The 17873-nt window shown below is 37.4% G+C and carries 19 protein-coding genes and 1 riboswitch; of the genes, 4 read left to right on the top strand and 15 right to left on the bottom strand.

Features of this window, described 5'->3' with window-relative positions; genetic code table 11:
* The 4 genes from ADM90_RS12435 to ADM90_RS12420 all read right to left on the bottom strand — a co-directional run.
* The coding region (locus ADM90_RS12435) for a helix-turn-helix domain-containing protein (protein WP_053995325.1) at positions 1-438 on the bottom strand (438 nt) is incomplete at its 3' end.
* A 62-nt stretch (positions 439-500) separates the two neighbouring features.
* Positions 501-1316 (bottom strand): protoglobin domain-containing protein, encoded by an 816-nt coding sequence (locus ADM90_RS12430; RefSeq protein ID WP_235473524.1) that lies wholly within the window; start codon positions 1314-1316, stop codon positions 501-503.
* A 560-nt stretch (positions 1317-1876) separates the two neighbouring features.
* A complete protein-coding gene (locus ADM90_RS12425; RefSeq protein ID WP_053993757.1) occupies positions 1877-3073 on the bottom strand; it encodes an IS256 family transposase in 1197 nt (398 codons plus the stop codon).
* 272 nt (positions 3074-3345) lie between these two features.
* Positions 3346-4626 (bottom strand): SEL1-like repeat protein, encoded by a 1281-nt coding sequence (locus tag ADM90_RS12420; RefSeq protein WP_053995324.1) that lies wholly within the window; start codon positions 4624-4626, stop codon positions 3346-3348.
* 505 nt (positions 4627-5131) lie between these two features.
* Here ADM90_RS12420 and ADM90_RS12415 point away from each other — a divergent pair.
* Positions 5132-5596 (top strand): hypothetical protein, encoded by a 465-nt coding sequence (locus ADM90_RS12415; RefSeq protein ID WP_053995323.1) that lies wholly within the window; start codon positions 5132-5134, stop codon positions 5594-5596.
* Positions 5584-5871 carry a DUF2653 family protein gene (locus tag ADM90_RS12410; RefSeq protein WP_053995322.1) on the top strand — a complete coding sequence of 96 codons (288 nt, stop codon included), beginning with the start codon at positions 5584-5586 and terminating at the stop codon, positions 5869-5871. The genes ADM90_RS12415 and ADM90_RS12410 overlap by 13 nt, the downstream gene beginning before the upstream one ends.
* A gap of 49 nt (positions 5872-5920) precedes the next feature.
* Here ADM90_RS12410 and ADM90_RS12405 read toward each other — a convergent pair whose 3' ends face one another.
* The 6 genes from ADM90_RS12405 to ADM90_RS12385 form a co-directional block, all read right to left on the bottom strand.
* Positions 5921-6289: a potassium channel family protein gene (locus tag ADM90_RS12405; protein ID WP_053995321.1), complete on the bottom strand. Its 369-nt coding sequence runs from the start codon at positions 6287-6289 to the stop codon at positions 5921-5923.
* A gap of 133 nt (positions 6290-6422) precedes the next feature.
* The gene (locus ADM90_RS12400; protein WP_053995320.1) at positions 6423-8051 is read right to left on the bottom strand and encodes an S-layer homology domain-containing protein; all 1629 of its coding nucleotides are present in this window, start codon (positions 8049-8051) and stop codon (positions 6423-6425) included.
* Between the two features lie 106 nt (positions 8052-8157).
* On the bottom strand, positions 8158-9324 hold the full coding sequence (locus tag ADM90_RS12395; protein ID WP_053995319.1) for an endonuclease Q family protein: 1167 nt from the start codon (positions 9322-9324) through the stop codon (positions 8158-8160).
* A 68-nt stretch (positions 9325-9392) separates the two neighbouring features.
* Positions 9393-9566, bottom strand: a complete 174-nt coding sequence (locus tag ADM90_RS24705) for a hypothetical protein (RefSeq protein WP_162838605.1) — start codon at positions 9564-9566, stop codon at positions 9393-9395.
* Positions 9567-9679: 113 nt separating this feature from the next.
* Complete coding sequence (locus ADM90_RS12390) at positions 9680-10492, bottom strand: ABC transporter ATP-binding protein (RefSeq protein WP_053995318.1); 813 nt, start codon at positions 10490-10492, stop codon at positions 9680-9682.
* 5 nt (positions 10493-10497) lie between these two features.
* Entirely contained in the window at positions 10498-11544 is a 1047-nt protein-coding gene (locus tag ADM90_RS12385; protein ID WP_053995317.1) for a FecCD family ABC transporter permease, read from the bottom strand.
* 212 nt (positions 11545-11756) lie between these two features.
* Positions 11757-11946: riboswitch (cobalamin riboswitch) on the bottom strand.
* A gap of 165 nt (positions 11947-12111) precedes the next feature.
* Here ADM90_RS12385 and ADM90_RS12380 point away from each other — a divergent pair.
* Positions 12112-12708: a biotin transporter BioY gene (locus tag ADM90_RS12380; RefSeq protein WP_053995316.1), complete on the top strand. Its 597-nt coding sequence runs from the start codon at positions 12112-12114 to the stop codon at positions 12706-12708.
* Positions 12709-12835: 127 nt separating this feature from the next.
* Positions 12836-13420: a YdhK family protein gene (locus ADM90_RS12375; RefSeq protein WP_053995315.1), complete on the top strand. Its 585-nt coding sequence runs from the start codon at positions 12836-12838 to the stop codon at positions 13418-13420.
* A gap of 42 nt (positions 13421-13462) precedes the next feature.
* Here ADM90_RS12375 and ADM90_RS12370 read toward each other — a convergent pair whose 3' ends face one another.
* From ADM90_RS12370 to ADM90_RS12350, 5 genes are all read right to left on the bottom strand, one after another.
* A complete protein-coding gene (locus tag ADM90_RS12370) occupies positions 13463-14164 on the bottom strand; it encodes a response regulator transcription factor (protein WP_053995314.1) in 702 nt (233 codons plus the stop codon).
* Positions 14139-15536 carry a HAMP domain-containing sensor histidine kinase gene (locus tag ADM90_RS12365; RefSeq protein WP_053995313.1) on the bottom strand — a complete coding sequence of 466 codons (1398 nt, stop codon included), beginning with the start codon at positions 15534-15536 and terminating at the stop codon, positions 14139-14141. Before ADM90_RS12365 ends, ADM90_RS12370 begins: the two co-directional genes overlap by 26 nt.
* Before the next feature lie 106 nt (positions 15537-15642).
* On the bottom strand, positions 15643-16185 hold the full coding sequence (locus tag ADM90_RS12360) for an NADPH-dependent FMN reductase (RefSeq protein WP_053995312.1): 543 nt from the start codon (positions 16183-16185) through the stop codon (positions 15643-15645).
* A 63-nt stretch (positions 16186-16248) separates the two neighbouring features.
* On the bottom strand, positions 16249-16866 hold the full coding sequence (locus ADM90_RS12355) for a nitroreductase family protein (RefSeq protein WP_053995311.1): 618 nt from the start codon (positions 16864-16866) through the stop codon (positions 16249-16251).
* Between the two features lie 15 nt (positions 16867-16881).
* Complete coding sequence (locus tag ADM90_RS12350; protein ID WP_053995310.1) at positions 16882-17865, bottom strand: ring-cleaving dioxygenase; 984 nt, start codon at positions 17863-17865, stop codon at positions 16882-16884.
* Between the last annotated feature and the right edge of the window lie 8 nt (positions 17866-17873).

Genomic DNA, 17873 nt, shown 5'->3' with positions numbered 1-17873 from the left:
CGTATAGGTAGGGCGCGTATGACTAAATTGCATGCGTTCTAATAATTTAGACATGCCACGTAAAGAATAGGACACAGCCCATTCACGTTTCACGAGTGAAACGAGTAACGCGAGCGTCCAATTCGTATACGGTGCAAATCCCACATCAGCAGGCGTTTTCGTTGTGACAATCTCAGCCAACTCAGCACGTTGTTCGATGGTCAAACGATGTGGTTTACCTGTAGAAATCCCCATGCGTAAACCTGTTATGCCTTCTTTTTTATAGGCTTTAATATATTCACCAACAGTTGCTCGATTGCGTTGAATGATCATCGCAATTTCAACGTTATTTTTTCCTTCAAGGTGTAGAAATACAGTCTGATACCGCTCAAATAGTCGCTTATCCTTTGTTTGTCGCATCGCCGTTTGAAGTTCTTCTCGTTGTTCATTGCGTAACATGTGGGATCATCCTTTCGACAATAAGTTTGTATACTTTACCCATTTTGAAGGAGATAGAAGCTTTAGTTCAATTTATATATATCACGCAATGAATAAATAATATTATGCATATGTTGCGATTGATTTTTTAAATATTCACGCCCTTCAAGCGCTTGACCCTCAGCTCGTACCGACACATCAAGTGATTTTTTGGCTAATTGTTTAAGTTCCTCGGATTGCGTACTTAAAAGACCAAAGGAGTTATTTGTTTCCTCAGATATGGTTGCTAGTGCCTCTGAAGATTCTACAATTTGTTGCTCAATCGATTCCTTCTCTTGCTCGATGGTATCTTTTAGCTCCTCAACTGTATTCTCAAATGCCTCTAACACAAGCTGCTGTTCAAAATTGCATATTTTGAGGACTGCTCTAATCGTATTAAACTGATCATAAGGATGCTCTACATTTTTCTCCACTAAATCAATGAACGATGTGGATAAATCTTGAAAAGCACAAATATACCATTGTGTTCTAAGGCCGATATGAACATGCACCTTTGCAATTTTTACACGCCTTTGATAGAATTTCTCATCAATTGTTCCATTACACATTTCAATAATATGCTGGCGCAATGTTACTTTCAGCCTTTCTACAGAACTATGATGATTAATGATATCTACTAATTGCTGCTCTGTTCCTATCACTTTGTAAAAACGGTTAACGATGTGATCTACATTGTCTACCACATATGGTTGAAATGCCTTTAAATATTGTAAATCTTGCTTTGTTAAATTCAGCATTTCCATTTGCTTCACCATTGATGGGCGATTAGACAAATCCATTTTCACAGTATATTGCTGTAAGTCTAATGTTTTTATCTTTCTCCTTTTTTGAAAAACCACATATTTTCCCTCTTTCATTCCGTTTACTTTCAGTATGCTACGAAACATCAACGATGATTTATAGATCACTATAAGAAAAACTATTCTTAAAGTGGATTTCTATATCCATTGTCAATACTGTTGCGAGTTCTCGCTTCCTCCAAAAGCACATCAATCACTCTTTCTCCAACTTAAATAATAGTGATCTACCCTCAGCAAACAGCCTATTTATTTAATAGAATATTTTTATCAAAATCTCTCATCATACCTTAATCATTTTATAAATTACTGTCAATTTTATAAATTACTTTATTTTACAAAATACATGTAAAAGGTCCCTATTGTTACGCTATTTAATGAAAATACTAAAAAGCTATTATAATATTATTATGCATATTTTTAACTTATTGTCATGACAAATTTCGGTACTGTCAATATTTTTGTGTAAATGACGATTCACCCGTTCAAGGGAACTCATCACCTGTGTATTCAATTGTACTTGTTCGAAGTGTTGATTTGAGTGTGTAGGAAAGGGCTAGCCCTTTCCTACACACTCAAATTTCGCGCTGGCGCGTCCCGGTCTAGTTTGCCGGTTCGTGCAGCTGCTCAAACATTTCTTCTAGCTTTGCACGGGCCTGATTGAAGCCGATGTGGCAGCGTGTGGCGAAACGTTGATTATAGTCTTCGAACTGCGTCACTAAAAAGCGCTCCAACGATTCTTCGTTCGGGAACTGTTCCTTGCGCTTTGTATATTTTTTGATTTGCTTATTGAACGACTCGATTAAATTCGTCGAGTAGATGCTTCGCCAAATCGCCTTGGGAAAGCCGTAAAACGTCAGTAAATACGGGTTTTCGAGTAAGCCTTGTGCGACTTTTTTATACGATTTGCCCCATTTTTCGCAGAACGTCTCGAGCGCTTTTTTCGCTGCTTCAGCGTTCTTTGCCTGGTGAATCGTTTTAAAATCCTCGCACACTTCCTTGCGATCTTCTACTCGGACTTTATGCATGATATTGCGTGCCACATGGACAAGGCACACCTGATATTTTGCCTTTGGAAACACATTAAACACAGCGTCTGCCATGCCTTTTAAGCCGTCTGATACGAATAAAAGTACGTCTTCTACACCACGGTCTTTGAGCTCTTGTAGTAGCTCCTGCCAGTTGTAGGCCGATTCTGTTGGGGCAATCGTATAGCCAAGCACTTCTTTAGAGCCGTCTTCACGAATACCAACTGCAATATAGACGGCCTCTTTTGACACCGTATCACGACGCACGGCAATATACGTCGCGTCTAAATACACGCATACGTAACGATTGTGCAAAGGACGGTTATTAAAGGCTTCTACCGTTTCTGAAACAGCCTTTGTCATATTCGAAATCGTTTGCGGCGTATAGTGATGCCCATACATTTTCTCAATTAATTGCGCAATTTCCGCCATCGTAATGCCTTTTTTGAACAAGTGAATGACCGTTTCTTCCAGCGTATCGTTCGAGCGCTTATATGGTACCACTGTCTGTTGTTTAAACTCACCGTTGCGATCCCGCGGGATTTGAAGCGTTAAATCGCCGTACTCCGTGTGAAGTGTACGCGAATAAGACCCATTGCGAGAATTGCCTGAGTTGAACCCGATACGATCGTATTTTTCGTAATCCAAAAATTCCGTCAGCTCTGTCGCCAGTAGCGAGTTGATCGCCATTTCCAAGTGCGAACGAAAAACCTCGGTAATATCTTGTTTTTTGACTAGTGCATCGACAATTTCTGTTGTAAACTGATTCATAGGGAAGACCTCTTTTCTAGGATTGGTTGTGGTGACTTAATTCTACCAAGAAAGGGTCTTCCTTTTTCTATGGAATTTTCTATTTACACAAAATATTTTATACTCTCCAAATTTCTCATTTCATTTATATTCTATTTAACTATTCTAATATTTTCTCCATTTACTCAAATAGAGTATATAAACCTACATCAAAACTCAGAAAAGCAACCAAAAACCTATTAATATCACAAACATAAAGGGTTCTAAATACCCATATAATTTTCATACAAAATTTACAACCCTTTAAGTTCCTGTAATAATCGAGCTGCTTCTTCAACACCTGCATCTGCCGCAAGACGATACCACTTAAGCGCCTCTTTTATATTTCGAGCAATGCCTTCTCCTTTATTATAAATATGTCCAAGCTGTAGTTTCGCCTCTGCATCACCTTGCAATGCTGCCTGTTTAAACCAATGGATTCCTTTTTCAACATTGCGTATACCTGTTAGGCCATTACTCCATATATAGCCTAAATCATAAAAAGCATCGACATGATATTGCTCTGCAGCTTTTTCATACCAAACTAGGCCACGGTTTACATCTTTCACTTGCCCTAAACGTCCTTCTAAATAAATGCCACCAAGACGATATTGTGCTACTACATAACCTGCCTCAGCAGATTTTTTGTAAGCATTAAAGGCTGCTTCTTGATCCACCGTGACACCTAAGCCCTGTTCATAGATAATCCCTAGTGTAAACATTGCCTCCGCAACTTGATGCTGTGCTGCATATTCAAACCATTTTTTGGCTAATATATAATTCTTAGGGACACCTTCTCCATTAAAGTACATATCCGCTAAATTATTAGCCGCATCCGCATGCCCCTGTAAAGCAGCTTTTTCATAAAACGACAAGGCAAGCTTCTCATCCTCTTTAACGCCAATCCCCTCAAAATAAAAATTCCCTAGCATATACTGTGCATCTACATTTCCCTGAATAGCTGCTCGTTCAAACCATTTTAGGGATTTTTCTGGTTGAAAATGTTCACCTTCTGTAGCATTATAGTATTGCCCTAGCTGATATTGTGCATCTGGGTCCTGCTCCTCAACTGCTTCTTTATATAGGTCAATCATCGTTTCGTAGTCTAATTCCTCCTCACTTAATACCTTGACTTGTGCATCACGGTGCTGACAATACCAATCAAGAATATCAAGTACGTCATCTACTACCTCATTACTGCTCGCTAACTTCTCTAATGAAGAAACCTGCCAAATAAGAATATAAATAGGATGTGGAATGACATCTCGCAACACATCATCATATTCTGCTAACAGAGTCAATACATTTTCCTGAATGGATTGCTCTGCATAGACAATTTGTAAATAACGTTGCTGCTGTTCCTTTAATAGGCCTCGGACTACCTGATACAATATTTTTTGCAAGGCTACTACATTTACTTCAGCAAATACTAATAAATTGATATTTTGAGCAAACCATGAATTTTCTGTTTGTATAAGCTTTTGCAGGGACTCCATTCGTTCTTTATTGCGCTTTGCTAATAGTTGCTCGTACATTATTCTCCCTCCTTGCACATTATGTAAAAAATGATTGACCTTTTTTTATTTCCCACTCGTCATGTAATTCCAGTCAGCTTACATTCCACAGACGCTAAACGAAAAACTGCCTTACCACTATTATATGGAAGACAGTTGAATTTTGGTTACACATCTATTCTGGATGGTAACCGCACATATAACATCAGTATAAAAACATTGTATAGCTAAATACGGCAAACGCCTAGAAGAAAAATACAGCGAAAATCATATTAATTTCATGGAAACCACTATAATACTTAGTTTTATAAGGAAACTGCAACGTTCATACAAAGCCATTTCTTACCTCTATTTTATAATTTATTGTCCTATTACCCTTGTACTGCTTTATTATTGTCACTGCTTATTCAAATTTTTTATTATCCTGTATTTCCTGACAGCGTTTATTTTATTTTTAAAGAAAATTCAGGTACTATTATTATAGGAAACTAATTTATAACCAAATGACATTGGAGGAATGTACGTAATGAAAAAAATCCTTGCCGCTCTTTTTGCAGCGACACTCATCTTTTCGACTGTAGGTGCAACATTGTTGATCTCAGATACGCCAACAGCGGAAGCAAAGAAGTCTTATAAATCAGGAAAGAAAGGCTTCACCAACAATAATAACAGCTCAAATATCCAAAAATCGCAGGATAATTCTAAGGACAATAATGCAACAACAAATAAAAGTAATACAAACTCAACAAATAAAGCGGATACAGCTAAAAAAGGCGGCTTTTTCTCTGGTGGTCTTATGAAAGGCTTGATGCTTGGTGGATTAGCAGGTTTATTATTCGGTAGCTTATTTGGTGGTATGGGGATACTTGGTAATATTTTAGGTTTATTAATCAATGTAGCAGCCATTGCTGTTATTGTGATATTAGTAATGAAAATTGTGAATATGTTTAAAGATAAAAAGCGCAAAGAGGAAACACAATGGCACAAATAATTAATGAGCAAGATATTATTAATGCTATTTGTTTATCCCAAGCTTATTATAAAAATATCCGCCCAGAGGATGTTCTTGTTGAATTAACATACGATGATGATGCTGGCTTTGGTGCTGAGGTTGATGTAAAGGGTCAAATTGAAATGCTCAATACAGCAGCCATGATTGGCGCCTTACGTGTGTGGATAAAGGATGTTTTACATGGCGACCCATTCTCAACAGGTATTGAGCTTGTGTTAGAGGATGAACAGGGCATTATTGCCATACTATCCTAAAAAAATAACCGTACAATGAGTCCTCTATAAGATTCATTGTACGGTTATTTCACTTTTCCAACCGTTTTTTCATTTCTTCTTTTTCATCTTCATTAAGGGAAAAATCAATGATAGAACGACCAAGTATTAATAGCATAATAAACATAACGCCAGTACCAACAATTAAATAGATCATGGTAAAAATTTTAGAGTAGGTAGTAGTTGGATATAGCCCTGTTTCTACGCCTGTTGGAATTAAGCTAATTACCGCAAAGTACAAGGCATCCAACCAATGCCATTTCTCCGCCCCACTGTAAAATAATGTGCCAGATAAAATAATTAAAAATAATGTGGTGAATAACGGAAGAAAATACGGACGTTTAAAGGATCGCCACAGCCCTGTTAACAATCTTTTTACAGATAATATAAACGATATCATACCTTTCCCTCCTTCTCATTGCTTGCTTATATGTACTTTACTCACAACCTGCACATAGCCTAGGAAGACTATACTTTGTTTATCATAAAGATGTCAAAAGGTAGAAGCTTTTATCGCTCCTACCTTTTTCTAGTTATTGAGTAATTAGCTGACTGATATTAACGAGGATTTTTGCTGCTTCACTACGTTTTGTTGGAGCTGCTGGTAGATATTTTTTTCCATCACCTGTTACAATGCCTAGCTCATACAGCATCTTGATTGCTTGTTGTGTTTCAGCATCATACGAAGCAATATCTGTAAAAGGTAGCTCACTTCCTGTAGCTATAGACGGTTGATTGACTTGTTGTTCATAAGCACGATAAAGCATTAATGCTAATTGAGCACGTGTCACTGGCTGTGCTGGATTGAATTTTCCATCTGCTGTCCCCTTAATGAGTCCATGTGCGTAGGCTGCTGCAATTTCTGACTTTGTTTTAGCATCATAATTCGCAATATCCGCAAATGGTGCTTGCTCGTGCGTTGTTAACCCTAAACTTCTTACAAGTATTGCTGCAGCTTGCACACGTGTTACTTGATGCTCAGGTCTAAATGTACCATCTGGATAACCATTCATAATGCCTGTAGCGGCTGCTTGTTGGATATACTCTTTTGCCCAATGTTTGTCGATATCTGTAAAGCTTATTGCTCCTTTTGTTGTAAATGTGACTTCTGGGCTTTGAACACTTTCATTACCAGCTGCATCAACCGCTTTTACCGCAACATGATAAGCTGTGTTTTCTGTTAACTTATCAAGTGTAATCGACGTTGTCAGAGCGTCCACTGTTGATGTTAGTTGGTCATTAACATAGACATGATAATTTGCCACGCCTACATTATCCGTTGCTGCTTGCCAGTGTACCTCTACCGTCGTTTGATCTTTTATATTTACGTTAATTGCCTTTGATACATCCCATAAAGGGCTTTTCTTCATTATCGGTAAAAATGCCTCATTTGCTACTGCTAAATAGCCAGCCTCACTTAAATGAATATTTTCTGGATTTGGTAGATAGCTTGGAACATCCTTTGCCACAATATCATAGGTCGGCACAAACGTTGCTCCTGCTTTTTCAACCGTTGATTTTAATGTTGAATTAAGTGTAGCCAGCAGCACTTTAAATTGCGCTTGTAGCTTTTCCTCATAATAGGGGAACGAATTATAATAGCCCATTACATACACTTCTGCTTGTGGATTCAGTTTTTTAATTTCTGTTAAAATGGTTCCAATATTTGTGACAGCTTCCTTTGTCGTCTTGATAATGGCCGCTGTATTAATGCCTGTTTGCTGTGATTCTTTTAAAATAGGCAATAAATCATTGGCACCAGCCGTTAATGTAATTATTTCAGCATTTTTAATAGCATCACGTAGCTTTACTTGCTCACTTGTATAACCAAAACCTGTCACGACTTTTTCTACATTATTGTGGATATCTGTCAAAATATTTGTCGTTGCATAGCCAGACATCGCAAAGCCCTTATTATAGGAAGCTAAGAAACCCTCATGTTGCAACGCCTGAGCTACAAAATCTGTATAGCCTAGCCCAAGAATACCTAGCTCATTTATCCCTTGAGCTAATGAATCACCAAGTGCCAGATAATCTGCTTGAACGACCCAGCTTGGTGCTATATTGTCACTTTGCTCCTCTGCATTAGCTGCTGTAGGTGCCATGAGCTGTAAAGTAAGTATACTCGCAGCTAAAAAACGAAATTTCTTTGATAATTGCATACACTTCCGCCTCCATCTATAAAAATAGTACATGTATTGACCATTTTACTAGAGAAAGGTTAAAAATGGGTTAAATAATAGCAATTTTTTAATTTCTATTCCTTATTTAGTCCGCCTGTATCTTTCCATAAATGCCACCACCTCCAACGGCAATCGCTAATTGACCTGTTCTTGCTTGGTCTATTAATATTGCAATTTTAGAGGGCACAATTTGTTCAAGCTGCTCTAGGGTTACATTGTGTAAAATATTCATCTCTGTACCAAATGCTTGGAGTAATCGTTCCAGCATCTTAGGTCCAATCCCAGGAATAAAATCTAACGGTACTTGATGAATATAAGGAGGTCTCTGTCGTGTATTCGAAAAATCCTCCGATAGCTCCTGAATGCGTGTTGCTACACCCTTTATAATTTGTGTACTTCCACAATTTGTACAGTGAATTGCTTGATTGACAAGCTGTTCACCACATTTTGCACAGACGGTTTGATGGTATTTACCAAGTAAAGGATTTAATCCATAATTTGCGATGACTGCACGACCTTGCTGTTCATGAAGAGCCTTTTTTAATTCTGCAAAATTGGCTGCTGCTAATCGGAGTTTTTGATATTCACGTGCTATTTTCCCAAGGGAATGAGCATCAGAATTACTCACAAATGTATACGCCTGTAACTCTTTTATCTGATGGACCATCATTGTATCGGAGCTTAATCCTAATTCAATGGCATCTATCATGTTCGGGTCAAATACCTCTGTTAAACTACGTTGCACACCTTTGCCAAACAGACTTTTAAAGGGTGTAAAGACATGCGCCGGAATAAAAAGTCCACCCAATTCATAAACTTTTTGCTGTAATGTCCGTCCATTACAATAGATTCGCTGTGAACTTAAATGGATATTTTTCATATGCTGAGACATCCAATTTGAAAATTGCTTCATTTGCAACAGTGTAGGAAAATAAGCAAGCACATGAATAGGACCATGACAAAATTGATCATAAATCTCAATTTCTGAACCTGGGATGAGTGTCGTATCCTGAAAACGTAGCCCTCCCTCTTCTAGTTCCGTCAACTCTCCTTGTGTTAATAACCTATTTATTTCCTCTATAACCTCGGGTGAATGGCAGTCAATAATACCTACTATATCCAAGCCTTTTCTTGTACTGGCCGTCTCTAAAATTTGTGTTAATGTTAGTGTTTTACTACCTGTAATTTTAACAGCTCGTCCACTGGTAGTACGACCAATATGAATATGTAAATCTGCATAAAATTCTTTCATGTTTAGCACTTCCTTTTGTATGGATTAAAAAGAAAAGTACCTTACATTCCTGCAAGGCATTTTATTGTTTATGATGATGTATGATTGCTGGTAGAGCTAGAATTTGCTTCATAGCCATCTGATCCTTGAGCTGGCATCGCTGATGAATCATACGCTATTAATGTAACACCTATAGCCTGTTCTAGCTCATTAATTTTTGCAAGTTGCTGCTGGTCAAGCTTGGCAAATTTCATTTCTTCCATTGTTTATCATTCCTTTCAACCATACAATTCCCCAAAACTCAGCTATCTATACAAGAAAAGGACTATCAAGAAAGTGAAAATTTTCTCGATAGCCCGTTATGTATCCAGTTACATCACCTTACGTTTACTGCACCTGCTCGGTCTCTGATATTTTTCGTAAATTGTTCTGGAACATATGTAAGATATGGCTTACCTGTCAATGCATGTGTTTGGATATCAGCATACACACCAAATACTTTTTGCAATAGCGCAGGTGTTAACACTTCCTCTGGTGCTCCATAACATACAATCCGACCATGCTGTAACACATAAATTTGATCACAGTACATGGCAGCGATATTTAAGTCATGTAAAGCAGCCACTACCGTTAAATGTAAGGTCTGAATTAAATCCATGAGTTGAAGCTGATGTTGAATATCTAAATGATTCGTTGGCTCATCTAATATTAATACCTGCGCTTGTTGGGCAAGTGCTCGTGCAACCATTACGCGCTTTTTCTCCCCCCCTGAAAGAGAGCTAAAGCTTCGTTTCTCTAAATGACATATACCCGTTTGCCTAAGAGCATCTTTAACAATTCGGAAATCTTGCTCTTGATCAAGCTCTAACAGCTTTTTATGTGGTGTTCTGCCCATACTGACTAAATCATGCACAGTAAAGTCAAATAACACAGGTGTTTCTTGACTCACAACAGCCAGGTTTTTAGCAATCGCTTTACTTGATTGCTTTAAAATATCCTGCTCATTTAACAAAATTATACCATTTTCAGGCTTTAATAAACGATACATATTTTTTAGCAACGTGGATTTACCGCTACCATTAGGACCAATTAGCCCAACAAATTGCTTTTCCTTTATGTGAATACTTACTTCATGTAATATGCGCTGATCGTTAATGGAGAATGATACTTGCTTTGCTTCCAATGTCATGTCTATTAATCTCCTTCACCGAAAGAATAATTGTTTCGACGGAGTAGCCAAATAAAGAATGGTCCGCCACAAAAAGCTGTAATAATACCAATTGGCATTTCCTGAGGAGCAATAATAATTCGAGCCACTGCATCTGCCCAAACTAAGAAAATTCCCCCTAATAAGGCACTAATCGGGATAACGTATTTATAATTGGACCCAACAATTAATCGTACAATATGCGGAATTATTAATCCTACAAATCCGATAGAGCCGCTAACAGCAACAAGCACACCTGTTAACAGCGAGACAAGTAAGACTAGCTGGATACGAAATTGCTGAAGGTTTACACCTAATGTTACGGCAGCCTCTTCGCCTAATAATAGTAGATTTAAGTTTCGATAATAGAGCCAAAGCACTATAAGTACGACGAAAAGTACGATCGCTGGCACAATAATATTCGTCCATTTAGCACCAGCTAAGCTACCAAGCATCCAAAACATTACGGCCTTTAATGCCCCCTCCTGCTTAGCCATCATTAAAATAAAATTCGAAACGGCTGTTAAAATAAAGGACACAGCCATTCCTGCCAACAACAGACGGAAAATAGAGATCCGTCCACCAACACGTGATAAGAAAAATACAAGCACAATGGCAAGCAACGACCCTAAAAATGCAGATACAGAAAGAGCATATATACCTAAAAATGAAAAAGCACCTAAAATAATAACAGAGGTTGCCCCCACCGCTGCGCCTGAAGAAATGCCTAAAATATAAGGATCCGCAATAGAATTTCGCACAAGCGCCTGAATAGCAGCTCCCGCAATGGCTAAACCTGCTCCAACAATAGCCGCTAGTATGACACGTGGCACTCTTATTTGCCAAATAATAATTTCCTGTGAGCGACTCCAATCAGGCTCTATAAAGCTTTGTATAAAAGGGAGCTTTGAAAGAATAACCTTCCAAACATATAATGGTGTTACAGATACAGACCCGACCATTACAGCAAATGTCATTGAAATAATTAATACTAGAACAAGTATTAATGAAAAAAATATAAATTTTTTATTCATCCGTTTAAACTCCTACAAATTTGATGGATGAAGCAATTAATCACACGTAGTTAAACCTGTAATAGTCGCTAACTATTTATCTCAACACCGATAAAGTTGCATCAAAATAAAAAAGGCATTCTATACAAAATTATGCATAGAAATACCCTCGATTAAACAAAGTCAGAAAATAACCAGCTATTGTCCGTAATTGCTTGCATCCTCGTGGGCATTACAGGTCTTACTAATTGGCAGGTCTCCTGGCTTCGATTCTACATCCTTATGACAGCCTTCCCATTCTTCAATAGTGGCATGAAATAGCATAGGACTCCTCGTTACAGTTGCGGGACAGCGTCGGTCTTTCACCGACTTCCCTTTTAAGTGACATAAAAAAGATGTCACACCAATAGTAGCGAATATTATAAAATGATCACGATTCTATCATACAGTTTTATAGCTGGTTAGTCTATAAGGAGCTACTATTTCACAGTCAACACTTTTGTTAACTAAATATAATTTTAAGTTGACACAAATACACTAGTTATTTACACTATCATTAATAACTTTATAAAAACTAGAGGTGAAAGCATGGCAACAGTTACAGAACACACGCATCATAAATTAAGAACCGTAGATATCGCTTATATTGGCTTATTCTCTACACTAATGATGATAGGTGCTAATATTACTTCCTTCGTACCATTTTTAGTAGTGGGTGGTGTCCCGATCACACTGCAAACTTTCTTTGCTATTTTAGCAGGACTTATTCTTGGCAGTCGAAAAGGGGCGCTTGCTTGTACCGTTTATATGTGTATCGGTTTAGCAGGAGCACCGGTCTTTGCTCTCTTTAGTGGAGGCTTTAGTAAAATTTTAAGCCCTACTTTTGGATTTATTGTGTCATATATTTTAGTGGCATTTATTGCTGGTCTTATTGTAGAACGAAGCGGCACAAAAGTGAGTTATATAGTAGCTGCATTAGTAGCATTTGTTATTAATTATTTATTTGGAACAAATTGGATGTATTTTGCGTATAAAATTTGGGCAAGTGCACCAGAAGGCTTTACTTATAAATTAGCGTGGCTGTGGATGGTTCCTCCACTACCAAAGGATATTATTTTATCTATCTTTGCAGGTATCTTCGCTCACCGATTACAAAAAACATTAAAAATCATTCCCATAAAATAACTTCATCCCTTCTTTAGTGACAGACTAAAGAAGGGCTTTTTATAATGACCTTCGATTGAAAGTTCCTGTTCATCATTTCTGCATATTTATTTGCTACAGTAAGGGCAAATAGTAAGGAGGATATGATATGACAGTTAAAGGAAGATGGTCTATTGTACTACTAACGGCAGTCATTTTGCTAGGTTTATCAGCCTGTACAGAGGATATGACAAAGCCTACATCAACTTCAAATGATCATAATGAAACGGCACAACATACAGAAATGGATCATTCTATGATGAACCATTCAAGTTCAGGAGAAGTGCCCGTTACGTTGAAAAATGCTGAAAATCCAAAATTTCCAGTAGGGAGTATAGCTATTCTTACAGATGGGCATATGGAGGGTATGAAGGGTGCTGAAGCGACAATTGTTGGAGCATATGATACAACTGCTTATATCATATCCTACACGGCAGCATCAGATGGTCGGCGAGTAGAAAAACATAAATGGGTTATTCACGAAGAATTAATTGATCCAGAGAAAGCACCGTTAGCTCCTGGTACAGAAGTAAAAACAGCTGCTACTCATATGGAAGGTATGGAAAATTCGACCGTCCTAATTGATGAGGCTATACAAACGACTGTTTATATGATTGATTACACTTCAACCACAAATAGTGAAGCCGTGAAAAATCATAAATGGGTGACAGAAGAAGAGTTAGCAATGCAGTAACACGAACAACCTCTCCCAGTATTTCTGGAAGAGGTTATTTTTCTATCTTTTATGTTTAAAAGGGTTTCTATCTACGGACTTATGCCATTTGTAGCCTATTCCCCAAACTGTTTGTAAGCAATCATCAACAGGGAAACCACTTTTCCGCAATTTTTCCCGTAAGTTACGGACATGCGAATCAATTGTTCGATCTTCAATAGGCTCATCATATCCCCAAACTGTAGCGATAAGATGCTCTCTTGAAAATACTTTATTTTGATAATCTAAAAATAATGTCAGTATGGAAAATTCCTTGGGTGTTAAAGGTATGGTCTCTTGTCGAAAATGTAATTCAAAGGATTCTTTATCTAAGCGTAGCCCTTCAAAGATGATAACCTCTTCTTTTGCTTTTGTTCTCCTTAAGACAGCATGTATACGTGCTAGTAATTCTTCCTCATCAAAAGGCTTTAATATGTAGTCATCTGCACCAATATTTAAACCTTTTACAATATCAGCATGCTCCCCTCTTGCTGTAAGTATAATAATAGGTACATCCGAAAACTTCCTTATTTCTTTGCAAACCTCCCAACCATTCATTTCTGGCATCATAATATCTAAAAGAACTAAATCTACATGCTTTTCATCTAAATAATCTAACGCTTCTTGTACAGACAATAGTGCTTTACAATGACATATGGGTGCTAAGTAAAGAGTGAGTAACTCTAACATTCTTGGTTCGTCATCTATGCATAAAATAGTTTTCATTTGATTCTACCCCTTTGAACGATAATGCGAAAATAGTCCCTTTATTTTCTTCACTACTAGCTGTCACTTCTCCTCCATGTGCCTGTACAAGCTCCTTCACAATAGCAAGCCCCAAGCCAGAACCACCTAATGCTCGACTACGGGATTTCTCTACCCGATAAAAACGCTCAAAAATATATGGCAGATCCTTCTTCGGAATCCCTTTCCCTGTATCTTGAACGATAATGGTTAATACGTCATTATGTTTTGTCACCTTGACAGAAGTCGTATCTCCTGATGCACAGTAAGTGAATGCGTTATTTAAAAGATTCATCATGATTTGTTCGAGTCTTGCTTGATCTGCCCATAAAGTTAACTCCTCTTCACAATGCACAGTAAAATGTATCTGTTTCTCTTGAAAAACAGGGCTTAATTTTTCTTTTAGGCTTGTAAAAAACGGATTTAAATGAAGACATTGTTTTTCTATAATAAAGGAATTTTCATCCATTTTGGCTAAATCAAATAAGTCTTTGATTAATCGAGACAGTCTATTCGTTTCTTCTATTATAATGGCTAAATATTTTTGACGATCCTGCTCCGGCAAATCACGTTTATAAAGAATATCCGTATAGCCCTTAATAAAGGTTAAAGGCGTGCGAAGCTCATGTGCAATGCTTGATAAAAATTCCTTTCTCTCTTGCCTTAAATGATTTAAATCACTGGATAATAGTTTTATAGCATTCGATAAATCTCCAAGCTCATCTTTACCATTCGTAGAAAGAGCAACTGTAAAATCACCTTTGCTCATTTTTAATGCAGCCTCTTTCATCTGAATTAATGGTTTGGCAAGCTTTCGAGATAAAATGATAATAACTACAATTGTTACAAAACCTGATACGATACCAACGATAAGAAAATGCTTATTTAAACGCTTCATCAAAGTATGAATAGAGTCTGTATTTTGAAACATATAGACATAGCCAATCGTCGTCTGTTGTTTTTGAATAGGACTAATAGTAGCAATAGATGCCGCCTCTTGCCAATTATCTTGTAAGACCTTCCCCTCGTAGGGAACATTTCTCTCAACCTTATTTATTATATTCTTAACTTCAGAATATAATTGAGAGGAAGCCAACACTATTCCCTCGTCATCGGTAATTACTACATCTGTATTTTCATCTGATTCCATAAGAACGACATGCGATAATGTTTCCTTATTAAAATTTTGTTCTAATATTGTTCTATGTGAGTTTCCCCTTGCTTGCAAACTCGTCAATTCTTCTTCAACCCTAGAATTGGTCAATGAAGCATGTAAAAAAAACATCATAAAAGTTTCTATACAAAATAATGTGATAAAAAAGATGATGCCTAGCTTAAGGGATAATTTTCTCATCTGTAACCACTCATTTTTCTTAAAAGTATACCGTGGAAATGTGAAGATTTCATGCAGACAAAAAATTCCCATAAGTATCTTGTATACTTATGGGGACAATTATTAATTAAATATATTTTTTTGCCCAGTCGATAAAGTTATCAATCACAACATCAAGGAATTTTACTGTACCTTCATCCGTTAAATTGCCTGCTGCATCAAACTTCGTATGCACAGCACCAACATAAACATCATTCCCGCTTAGTAATGGCGAATTGATGCCAGGAGAGAATAAAATATCACGTAAATGTAATTGTGCTTTTACAGTTCCTAAGTTCCCCATAGATGCACCCATCATGATGGATGGCTTGCCAATCATTACTTTATCTACACGAGATAGCCAATCAATGGCATTAACCATAACCCCTGGCACTGTACCATTATATTCTGGTGTAACCCAAAGGACAGCATCTGCGGCTTTCACTTTTGCTTTAAAATCCACTACTACCTGTGGTGGTTCATTTTCGATATCCTGATTATACATTGGTAAATCCTTCAAGTTTAAAACCTCAAGATCTAGCTTCTCTGCATAACGCTTTTGAATAAATTGAGCTAATTGCATATTATAAGATTCCTTACGGATACTACCAACGATGGCTACTACTTTCATGATGTTTCCTCCCAATTTCATATTAGTCATAGTATTTGCATAACTATTCTATTTTATATCACATTAATAATAAGTGGCAAATTCTTCAACTGGCTTACGATAGCCACGTAAGCGACGACTACTTTCTTTTTCTTTGCCAATCGTAATCATTAGAGCTATTTCATGTGTTTCTGGTATATTGAAAAGCTCACGCATTTTTTGATTATCAAAGCCAATCATTGGACAAGTATCCCAGCCGCGATTTTTCGCAGCTAGCATGAACAACATAGCAGACAAAGAAGCATTCCGAATGGCTTCATCTTTCATAAATCCTTCGCCACGATCTTTGTAAAACTTTGTATTCTCCGCTACAATATCCTCTAGTTCCCCAGTTGTAATTATGCCTAAATCCACCATACCTTGACTTAGCTCAGCAGTATTCTTATAGGCTTCCTTGTCTCCTAGTACAAGAATTACACCTGAAGCCGAATGCACTTTATATTGACCAAATGATGCCTCCCTTACCTTTTCCTTCATATCCTCATCCAATACAACGATATAATTGGCATGTTGTAAGTTAAACGCTGATGGTGCTAGCTTAACATCCTCTAAAATGGGACGTATATCTTCCTCCGTTATCTTAACGCCTTCTACAAAATTATTAGCAGAGCGACGCTTATTAATCAGCTTGGAAAATTCCATACATTAAACCTCCTATTACTCATATTCCTTATCAAACATAATGGAACTTCTTACAGTGTCAATCGGACGAACAAGACCTTCAATCTGCTCACGTTTTGGCTCTAAAAATGGTGGTAATGACAGTTTTTCTCCTAATGTTTCATATGGCTCATCGCCCATAAATCCTGGACCATCTGTAGCTAATTCAAATAAAATTTGCGGTGCAACTCGTGCGTACAATGATTCAAAGAAATGACGATTTACATAGCCAGAAGTGTGGAATCCAAAGCTTTCAAAACGTGCAGTCCATTCATCTAATACCGCACGATCCTCTACACGAAAGGCTGCATGATGAACAGTACCAAAACCTTGACGAGCAACGGGTAACACCGTGTTGTGTTCGACAATAATCTGGGCGCCATTTCCTCCCTCACCTACTTCAAATAAATGAAAGTCTCCTTCTTCTGCAATCTCTGTAAAGAGCATCACCTTTTCTAACACATCTTTAAAGTATTTAAAATTAGCGACACGGACAAATACTGGTCCTAAACCTGTAATGGCATATTCAAGTGGGATGGGGCCATCCTGCCAAGGCGTACCTGCTGCCACACCTGAATTGTGCTCATCAGAAATTAGCTGATAGTGCTGATTATCAAAATCTACAAAAGATAGTGTTTTCTTTCCGAACTGTTCTTTCATACCAGTATGCTTCACATTTAAACGATCGAAGCGCTTTACCCAATAATCTAAAGCAGCATCCGTTGGTACACGGAAGGAAGTCTTTGAAATTTCATTTGTACCATGTACCCCTTTTGGAATATTGGGAAAATCAAAGAACGTCATATCTGTACCTGCACTACCCTTATCATCTGCAAAAAATAAATGATAGGTTTGAATATCATCCTGATTCACGGTTTTCTTCACTAAACGCATCCCTAATACATAGGTAAAAAATTCATAATTTTCTTCAGCACTACTTGTGATAGCCGTTACATGGTGTACACCTTTTAAATGATTCATAGTATGCT

Origin of the sequence: Lysinibacillus macroides (genome assembly GCF_001281525.1) — a bacterium.
In the GTDB taxonomy this organism is placed as follows: Bacteria; Bacillota; Bacilli; order Bacillales_A; family Planococcaceae; genus Lysinibacillus; species Lysinibacillus macroides.
Note: the sequence above shows the minus strand (reverse complement) of the source record. Positions and strands in the feature narration are given on the sequence as shown.